This window comes from Streptomyces sp. NPDC086519, from assembly GCF_040686075.1.
Lineage (GTDB): Bacteria > Actinomycetota > Actinomycetes > Streptomycetales > Streptomycetaceae > Streptomyces > Streptomyces shenzhenensis.
The window spans coordinates 194,873-203,567 of record NZ_JBFBJL010000010.1; the positions used below are offsets into that span (position 1 = coordinate 194,873).

8 protein-coding genes and 1 pseudogene are annotated in these 8,695 nt (G+C 72.2%); 3 read left to right on the forward strand and 6 right to left on the reverse strand.

All coding sequences use genetic code 11. The features are described from left to right. Window positions 1–4: 4 nt before the first annotated feature. Window positions 5–925, forward strand: a complete 921-nt coding sequence (locus tag AB0P24_RS12815) for a LysR family transcriptional regulator (protein WP_365793106.1) — start codon at window positions 5–7, stop codon at window positions 923–925. 24 nt (window positions 926–949) lie between these two features. On the opposite strand, the gene AB0P24_RS12820 is transcribed toward AB0P24_RS12815, so the two are convergent. The 6 genes and pseudogenes from AB0P24_RS12820 to AB0P24_RS12845 all read right to left on the reverse strand — a co-directional run bounded on the left by AB0P24_RS12820 (window position 950) and on the right by AB0P24_RS12845 (window position 5,944). Continuing rightward, window positions 950–1,558 carry a TetR/AcrR family transcriptional regulator gene (locus tag AB0P24_RS12820; protein ID WP_365793108.1) on the reverse strand — a complete coding sequence of 203 codons (609 nt, stop codon included), beginning with the start codon at window positions 1,556–1,558 and terminating at the stop codon, window positions 950–952. A gap of 84 nt (window positions 1,559–1,642) precedes the next feature. Continuing rightward, window positions 1,643–2,056, reverse strand: a pseudogene (locus tag AB0P24_RS12825) (3-oxoadipyl-CoA thiolase); the annotation flags it as partial. Further along, window positions 2,053–3,318, reverse strand: a complete 1,266-nt coding sequence (locus tag AB0P24_RS12830) for an FAD-dependent monooxygenase (protein ID WP_365793110.1) — start codon at window positions 3,316–3,318, stop codon at window positions 2,053–2,055. The gene AB0P24_RS12830 and the pseudogene AB0P24_RS12825, both read right to left, overlap by 4 nt. A gap of 12 nt (window positions 3,319–3,330) precedes the next feature. Next, window positions 3,331–3,966 carry a maleylpyruvate isomerase N-terminal domain-containing protein gene (locus AB0P24_RS12835; RefSeq protein WP_365793112.1) on the reverse strand — a complete coding sequence of 212 codons (636 nt, stop codon included), beginning with the start codon at window positions 3,964–3,966 and terminating at the stop codon, window positions 3,331–3,333. Then, window positions 3,963–4,790: a fumarylacetoacetate hydrolase family protein gene (locus AB0P24_RS12840; RefSeq protein WP_365793114.1), complete on the reverse strand. Its 828-nt coding sequence runs from the start codon at window positions 4,788–4,790 to the stop codon at window positions 3,963–3,965. The genes AB0P24_RS12835 and AB0P24_RS12840 overlap by 4 nt, the downstream gene beginning before the upstream one ends. A 2-nt stretch (window positions 4,791–4,792) precedes the next feature. Further along, entirely contained in the window at window positions 4,793–5,944 is a 1,152-nt protein-coding gene (locus AB0P24_RS12845; RefSeq protein ID WP_365793116.1) for a cupin domain-containing protein, read from the reverse strand. A 68-nt stretch (window positions 5,945–6,012) separates the two neighbouring features. Between AB0P24_RS12845 and AB0P24_RS12850 the strand changes: the two genes are divergently transcribed. Continuing rightward, the gene (locus AB0P24_RS12850) at window positions 6,013–6,789 is read left to right on the forward strand and encodes an IclR family transcriptional regulator (RefSeq protein WP_365793118.1); all 777 of its coding nucleotides are present in this window, start codon (window positions 6,013–6,015) and stop codon (window positions 6,787–6,789) included. Between the two features lie 213 nt (window positions 6,790–7,002). After that, window positions 7,003–8,634, forward strand: a complete 1,632-nt coding sequence (locus AB0P24_RS12855) for an MFS transporter (RefSeq protein WP_365793120.1) — start codon at window positions 7,003–7,005, stop codon at window positions 8,632–8,634. Window positions 8,635–8,695 lie beyond the last annotated feature (61 nt).

Genomic DNA, 8,695 nt, shown 5'->3' on the forward strand with positions numbered 1-8,695 from the left:
CGCCATGAGCGGCGAGGAGGACACCACAGCGTCGGGACTGGACCGGCTGGCCTCGGTCAATCTCAACCTGCTGGTGCCCCTCCTCGCGCTGCTGGAGGAACAGTCGGTGACCAGGGCGGCGGAGCGGGTCGGGCTGTCGCAGCCGGCCATGAGCCATGCCCTGGCCCGGATGCGGCGCCTGCTGGGCGATGAACTCGTCGTCCGGCACGGCAGCGGCGTCACGCTCACCCCACGGGCGCTGGAGCTGATCGCGCCACTGCGCGGCGCGCTGCAACAGGCCGCGCAGATCGTCGACTTCCCCTCCTTCGACCCCGCCACGGACGAGCGGGTCATCACGGTCGCCATGACGAACAGCACGGCGTTCGTCGTCGGCCCCCGGCTGACCCGGCTCGTCGCCGCGCGCGCACCGCACGCCACGCTGCGGGTGCGGACGATCACCGTGCCGACCGAGGCCACCTTCACCGAGGGGGGCGTCGACGTCGTGCTGATCTCCGAGGGGCACGTCTCGCCGTATCCGCGCGAGCGGCTGTACGACGACCGTTGTGTGGTGGTGGCCGCGCCGGACACCCCGCCGCAGGCAAGCGCGCTCGACCTGCTCACCACCGAGCCGCACGTCGTCGTCGACACCGACCGGCGGGTCTTCCCGTACTCGGTGCTGGAGGACGAAGGCATCCCCTACCGCGTCGGGCTGTGGATCTCCGACTTCCTGCTGGTGCCGTTCCACGTGGCCCGCGCCGGCGGCGTCGCCCTGATGAGGTACCGGGTGGCCGCCACCATGCGCACCCTCGCCGACCTGCGGATCGAGGAGTTCCCGTTCCCGCTGCCCGGGCTCGGCATCGACATGGTGTGGAACCCGCGGCTGGCCGACCGCCAGTTCGTCGCCTGGCTGCGGGCGCTGCTGTACGACGCCGCGGCCGAACGGTGAGACGACCGGTCCCGCCGGTGGCGGTCAGGACAGCAGCCGCACCCAGCTGGCGCTGAGCTCGTCGAGCATCTGCTCGCGGGTGAGCTTCCAGTCGGCGTCGCCCCAGTGCTGGGCGACGTAGTCCAGCTCGGCCATCGCCAGCACCCCCCGGAAGCGGCGCTGATGGGGGGCGAAGCGCCCGGCCGCCGTCAGGCCGTCCTCGATGTCGCTGATGGCTTCCTCCAGCCATCGTTCCACCAGGTCGCGCAGCTCCGGATCGACCGCCGCGGCGTCCCGGCCCACGCGGATGATCGGCCGGATCTCCGGCCAGCTGGCGGCGGTGCGCCGCAGCCAGGTGCTGATCGCCGCCGGGGTCCCGGCGGCCGCGGTGGCGACCAGGTCCTGGGCCGTGGAACCGTGCTCGGGAGAACGGACGCGCTGCAGCGCCTCGTTGAGCCGCTCGTCGATGAGCGCCTTCATCAGATCGCTGCGGGAGGGGAAGTAGGCGTAGAAGGTCACCCGGGTGGTGCCCGCGGCGGTCGCGATGTCGTCGACCTTGGTGGCGGCGTATCCCTTCGTGGTGAACAGTTCGAGCCCCGACTCCAGCAGGAGGCGGCGCGTCATCTGCTTCTGCGCCTGTCGAAGGTTCGCCATGACGGAGATCCTAACGCGCCGGCCGTACACACCGGCCTGCGGCCGCACACCCCGCATGGATCACTGCCGGGCTGTAAAGCCGCACTCCCCCACCGGCACCGTCCACTCCGCCGGCATCGCGGGACGGCCGGCCGCCGGCCCGGCGTCGTGGAGACGGCCGTGACGTCGCCCGCGGGGAAGGCGCGGCCGGGGCGCGCGAGGGGATGATCCACGCGTCGGGGCGGGGGCCGCGCAGCCGGTGCACGGTGGTGGCGGGCACGCTCACCGGCACTCCGGCGAGCAGCGCGGCCGTGCGGCCGACGTTGCGGTTGTCCTCGCCGGCGCCGTCGGCGCTGCCCCCCACCACGTCGCCGATCGCGGCCCGGTCCGGGTCGGGCGCCTGGGCGAGCGGCCCGGTCAGCGCGGTCGCGGCGAGATCATCGGGACCCGCCCCGCGAGGGCTCCGTCGAAGCGGCCGCACGGGGTACGGGCAGCCGCGGACAGACGGGCGTCGCTCACGCCGCGCTGTCTTCCACGGCCGTCAGCGGGGCCGCGGAGGACAGCGGGACCGGCTCGAACATGGGCGGCTCCTGGTCCGGGGTCAGCGCGGTCGGACCGTACAGCCAGTCCACGAACGAGTAGTCGTAGGTGTCCCGGGCGCGCAGCAGCGCGTTGCGCTGCTCGCGGGCGACGCCGCCGAGGTGCCACAGCTCGCCCCACTTGCGGGAGGTGCTCAGCACACGGCGGCAGTGCTCCGGGCGGACCGCCTGGTAGGCGGCGAGCGCGGCGTCCCAGTCGACCGTGCCGTCCTCGGCACGGTGGCGGGCGACGTGCTCGCTCAGGACCCAGCCGTCCTCGATGGCCATGATCGCGCCCTGCGCGATGTACTGCAGTGGCGGGTGCGCGGAGTCGCCGAGCAGGGCGATCCGGCCGTGGACCCAGTTCATGACCGGGTCGCGGTCGAACATCCGCCACCACTTGTCGCGCCACATGAACGGCAGGCCGTCCCGCACGAAACCGCAGGTCCTGGCGAAGGCGGCGTCGAGCTCGTCCGGGGTGCCCCAGTCCTCCTGGCCGGCCAGCGCCTTGGGCGACTCGAAGACCGCGACCTGGTTGAGCATCTCGCCACCGCGCAGGCCGTAGTGGACGAAGTGGCAGCCGGGGCCGACGTAGACCACGACCTCGCCGAGGTCCACGGACTTCACCCGCTCCAGTTCGGCGGGGACGGTGCCGCGGTAGGCGACGTACGCCGAGGAGACGGGCTGGTCGTCGACGAGCAGCTTGCGGGCGACGGAGTGCAGGCCGTCGGCCGCGATCACGACACCGGCCTCGTGCGTCTCGCCGGAGGCCAGGGTCACCTGGGCGCCGCCGTCGGTGTTCTGGTACGAGGTCACGTGCGCGTCGTTGATCAGCTCGACGCCGACGCGCTCGCAGGCGCGCAACAGCAGGCCGTGCAGGTCGCTGCGGTGGATGACCAGGTACGGACAGCCGTAGCGCTTCTCCAGGTCCCGCAGGTCGAGCCGGGTCAGTTCGCCGCCGTCGACGGCGTCGCGCATGACCATCGTGTCCGGGACGACGCCGAGGCTCTTGGCCTCCTCGAGGAGTCCGTAGTCGTCGAGGATCCGGGTGCAGTTGGGGGCGAGCTGGATGCCGGCGCCGACCTCGCCGAAGGCGGGGGCACTCTCCAGCAGGCGGACGCCGAGGCCCTGGCGGGTCAGCGAGAACGCCGCGCCGAGGCCGCCGATGCCGCCGCCGACGACGATCACATCAGGATGGGACATGGGAGTCGCTCCTCAGAGCCACGGGCCGAGCTCAGGGGCGTCGGCGAGCGAGTGGGGACGACCGGCCAGCCAGGCGGCGACCGCGGGCAGCGGACCGTCGGGCAGCTCGGTCAGACCGCGCTTGGCGCGGATCTCGCCGACCAGGGCGGCCAGAAAGCCCCTTGGCAGGTCGGCGAAGGTGACGACGCCGGTGCCGAGGTCGACGGCGTGCACACATACCTCGCGGGCGCGCATCCACGGCAACTCGGTGGCGGGGACGGTGCGCCCCTGGGCGGTGACGACCTGGTGCTGCCACTGCTCGTCGGTGAGCCGGTCGAGCCCCGCGGCGAGCCGGTGCGCGGACGCGGTCAGCCAGGAGCGCAGCTCGTCGGCCGACAGGGTCGGACCCCTGTCGATGCCGGCGGCGCGCTCCTCGGCGGAGGCGTACATCGGCGTCTCCTCTCCGGTGGCCGCCCAGTGGACGAGGTTGCCCAGGGCGTCGGCGTTGGCGGCGGCGTGCGCGACGAGGTGCTTGCGGGTCCAGCCCGGCAGCATGCTGGGGGCCGAGAAACCGTCCTCGTCCAGGCCCGCGACGGCATCGAGCATCAGCTCGGTACCGGCGCCGGCCCAGGCGCGCGCGTCGGTGAGGGTCCGCGTGGCGGTGGTCATGCCTCGACCACCTTGTTGGTGCAGGCGCCCAGGCCGGCGATCTCGGTGACCACGGTCTGGCCGGGAAGCAGGAAGACCTTGGGGTCGCGGGCGTTGCCCACGCCGGCCGGGGTGCCGGTGGCGATGATGTCGCCCGGGCGCAGGGTGATGACGGTGGAGATGTACTGGACCAGGAAGACCGGGTCGAACAGCAGCGTGCCGGTGTCGTCCTGCTGCATGACCGCGCCGTCGACGGTCGTCTGCACCCGGAGCGCGGGGCGGACGCCGCCGGTCTCGTCGGGGGTGACGACGTAGGGGCCGACCGGGGTGGTGGCCTCCCAGATCTTGCCCTGGGTCCACTCGATGGTGCGGAACTGCCAGTCGCGCACCGAGATGTCGTTCATGACGGTGAAACCGGCGATGGCGTCGGCGGCCTGCTGCTCGTCGGCGCGGCGCACCGCCTTGCCGATCACGACGGCCAGCTCGACCTCCCAGTCCAGGGCGTCGGTCTCGGCCGGCTTGACGATGTCGTCGCCGGCGCCGAGAAGGGTGTCGGCGAACTTCGGGAAGAGCGTCGGGTAGTCCGGCAGCCCGCGGCCCATCTCCTTGATGTGGTTGGTGTAGTTGTGGCCGACGCAGACGACCTTGGAGGGGTTCGGGACGACCGGCGCGAAGTCCGCGCCCTCGACCGGGTAGGCGGTGCCGGACGCGGCGGCGGCCTGGTCCTGCCAGTCGTCCTCGGCGAACAGCTCCCCCAGGTCGGCGTACCCGAGGTCGACCAGGAGGTCGCCGTCGAGGCGGACCGCCCGGGTGCCGTCGGCGGTGCGGAGGGTGGCGAGCTTCATCGTCAGGCGTCCTTCTGGGTGCGGTGGAGGTGGAGCGCCTCGAAGACGGGCGCGTCGGAGAAGCGGAAGAGGTCGAGGGCGGCCTCGTCGGAGTCGGTCGTACCGGCCTCGGACCTGGCGGCGAACGGCTCCCAGGACGGGACGACGAACAGGTCGCCGCGCGTCACCGACCACGACCTGTCGCCGACGGTGACGATGCCGGAGCCGTCGAAGACCTGGTAGACCGAGGAGCCGGTCTCGCGCACCGGCGCGGTCTCGGTGCCACGGGCGATGCGGTGGAACTCGGCGCGGACGGTCGGCAGGACGTCGGAGCCGTCGTGCGGGTTGCAGTAGCGCACCGCGGCGTGGCCTGGCTCGACGGTGCCGCCGAAGCCCGCCTTCTCCAGCAGGAGCTGGTCGCGCAGGGCGGCGTTGGTGTGCTCCCACTTGTACGACAGCAGGGGGCTGCCCGGGGCGGCCGACAGCGGGCGCAGGCCCGGGTGGCCCCACAGCCTCTCGGAGCGGGACCGCTGCGGGGTGGTCCGCTCGGCGTCGCTGATCTCGTCGCGGCCGAACTCGAAGAACTGCGCCTCGGTGAGGTACTGGAAGGGGATGTCCAGGCCGTCGATCCACGCCATCGGCTCGCTGCTGGCGTTGTGGTGGGCGTGCCAGTTCCAGCCGGCCTGCGGCAGGAAGTCGCCACGGTTCATGGGGACGGGGTCTCCGCCGACGACCGTCCACACGCCGGAGCCCTCGACGACGAAGCGAAAGGCGTGCTGGGTGTGCCGGTGCTCCGGGGCGTCCTCACCGGGCATGAGGTACTGGATGGCCGCCCACAGCGTCGGCGTGGCGAAGGGCCTGCCGCCGAGCGAGGGGTTGGCCAGCGCGATGGCCCGGCGCTCGCCGCCGCGGCCGACCGGGACCAGGTCGCCGGCCTGAGCGGCGAGCTCCCGCAGCCGCTCCCAGCGCCACAGGTGCGGCACGGCGCGCGAGCGCGGGTGGGCCGGCATCAGGTCACCGATCTCGGTCCACAGCGGGACGAGCAGTTCCTGTTCGAAGTTCCGGTACAGCGCTTCGAGGGCGGGGGTGACCTCGGGCTGTCCGTCCGTGCCGACGGCCTGCAGCCGGACCGGGGAACCCGCGGCGGTGTCTTGGGTGATGGAGGACTCAGTCACAGCCTCAGCGTGCCGCGTGTCTGCTGGGGGAGCATGGAGATTCTGGAGAGCAGAACACGGAGGTCACCATGGACAAGCCGCTGAAGACGCCGCCGCCCTATCCCATCGCCAGCGTGGACCACGCGCTGCGGGCGGCGACCATCCTGCAGATGGAAGGCGACGCGACCGTGGCACAGCTCGCCGAGCGCCTGGGGGTCGCCCGGTCGACGGCCCACCGCATCCTGGCGATGCTCGTCTACCGGGACTTCGCCGTGCGGGGCGAGGACCGCGTCTATCGCGCGGGCCCGGTACTGGAACTGGCCGCGCACTCGCAGTCCCTCGTGTCACGGCTGCGCGCGGCAGCCCTCCCGCATCTCCACCGGATCGTCGATCTTTTCGACGAGACCACGAACCTGATCGTGCGGACCGGGGACACAGCCCGGTTCATCGCCAGCGTCGAGTCCCGGCAGGCCCTGCGGGTGGGCTCCCGGGAGGGCATGGTGTTCCCGGCGCACCGCACCACAGCCGGCCTGCTCCTGCTCGCCGACCTCACCGACGAGGAACTGGAGGAGGTCTACGCCCCCGAGCGCTACCGCGACCGCCCGGCAGACCGCCCCGACCTCACCCGGCTGCGGACGGAGCTGAAGCGACTGCGGCGCAACGGCTTCGCCGTCAACAGGGAGCGGTCCGAACGCGGTCTCGTCGCCGTCGGTGTCCCCGTGCGCGACCGGGACGGCACCGCGGTGGCCGGCCTCTCCGTCTCGATGCCCAGCGTGCGCTACGACCCGCACCAGCTCCAGCCGCTGGTCACGGCCCTGGAAGCCGCCGCACACGCCCTGGAGCAGGACATGCCGCGGCACCAGTGAACACCTCAGTCATCTGGCTTTCATGGACTCTGTTTTCTTACTAGGCCGCACATATCATTGACGTGACGTAAAGCGAGTGTCATTCTCCACGGCAGCGCGCCCGACTCGCGCCGCGCCCCCGCTCCCCCCACCGCGTACGCAGAGCCGAGCCCTTGAACGCTCTCGTGGCTCCCGTCCCGGGACGCCCTACTTCCCCAGCCAGAAAGAACAGCAATGACGCTCAACAACGGGACAGTCGTGTCCCCCGGCCCAACCGCGGGGGCCGCCCGGACGCCGGGCTACGCGGCAACACTGGCTGCCGCCTGCGGCGCCGTCTTCGTGGCCCAGGTCGCGAACGCGCTGCCGGCCTCGCTGAACGGGCTCTTCCAGGAGGACCTGAACACCCACGGATCCCAGCTGACCTGGATCACCGCGGCGTTCATGATCGCCGTGGTCTGCTTCGAGTTCACCTTCGGTGTCCTCGGTGACCTGTTCGGGCGGCGCAGGCTCGTCGTGGCCGGCACGGCCCTGGTCGCCGTGGGCAGCACCGTCGCCGCTCTCGCACCCACCGTCCAGGTGCTGTGGATCGGCGCCGGCCTGAACGGACTCGGCGCCGGCGCCATGTTCCCCGGCTCGCTCACCGCGATCACCGCCCTGTCCCGCGGCATGCGGCAGCGGGCGCACGCGGTGGCGCTGTGGAGCGGCTTCCTGTCCGCCGGCGCCGCCGTCTCGCCCTTGATCGGCGGCATGTTCGCCAAGATCGGGTCGTGGCGCGGCTCCTTCTGGGTGCTTGTCGGACTCGCCCTGGTCAGCATGGTGCTCACCCTGGTGCTGGCCACGGAGTCGAGGGCACCCCAGAGCCGCAGGTTCGACGTGTCCGGTCAGATCACCTTCGCCATCGGTCTCGTCCTGGTGCTGTTCGGCGCCGTCGAAGGGCCCGAGTCGGGCTGGGGCACCCTGCCCGTCATGCTCTCCTTCGCTCTCGGCGTCTGCTTCCTCGCCGGGTTCGTCGTGGTGGAACTGGGAGCCGACTCCCCGATCTTCGACCTGAAGCTGTTCCGCAACCGGGCGTTCACCGTGTCGTCCGCCGCCGCGGTCATCGGGATGCTCGCCTTCCTCGGCGCCTGCTTCGCGACCAGCATGTGGATGGGTCCCGTACAGCACCAGGACCCGATGCGCGTCGGCATCCTCTTCCTGCTCCTACAGGGGCCGGCCTTCGTGCTCATCCCCCTCGTCTCGCGTCTCCTGCACCAGGTCGCCCCGGCCTGGCTGCTGACCTCCGGATTCGTGCTGATGGCGGCCGGCTGCCTGCTGTTCACCCGACTGGACGTCAACGACCCGGGGCTCGGCGCCTTCATCGCGCCCGCCCTGCTGATCGGCATCGGTTTCGCCCTGAGCATCAGCTCGGTGACGGCCGTGGCGCTGAACAGCGTGCCCCCGAACCTGGCGGGCATGGCCAGCGCCACCACCAACATGCTGCGCGACCTCGGCTTCGTCCTCGGCCCGGTCGTCGTCGGCGCTGTCGCCCTCAGCAGCGCGGGATCGACGTTCGCGACGAACCTCTCCGGCGCCGGCCTGCCGACCGCCCAGCGGGCGGCGGCCCGCGAGATCGCCGCGACCGACGGGCCCCTCGCCGTGAACAACCTGCCGCCCACCGTCCCGGGCTCCGCCGCCCACGGCCTTGCCCTCGACGCCCTGGGCAGCGGTTTCTCCACCGCGTACCTGGTGTGCGGGGTGGCAGCCGCCGTCGCCGCGGCACTCACCGCCTTCGGCATGATCGGCCTGCACGCCCACGGTGGGGCCGGACACGAGGTGACCGGCCACGAGGACAGCCCCGAACCCGTTGCCGGCACCGTCCGTCCCTGATCCCTGCATCAGGACGTGCTCGACCGGCCACGGTCCGTCCGCCACCCGCAAGGTGGCGGAC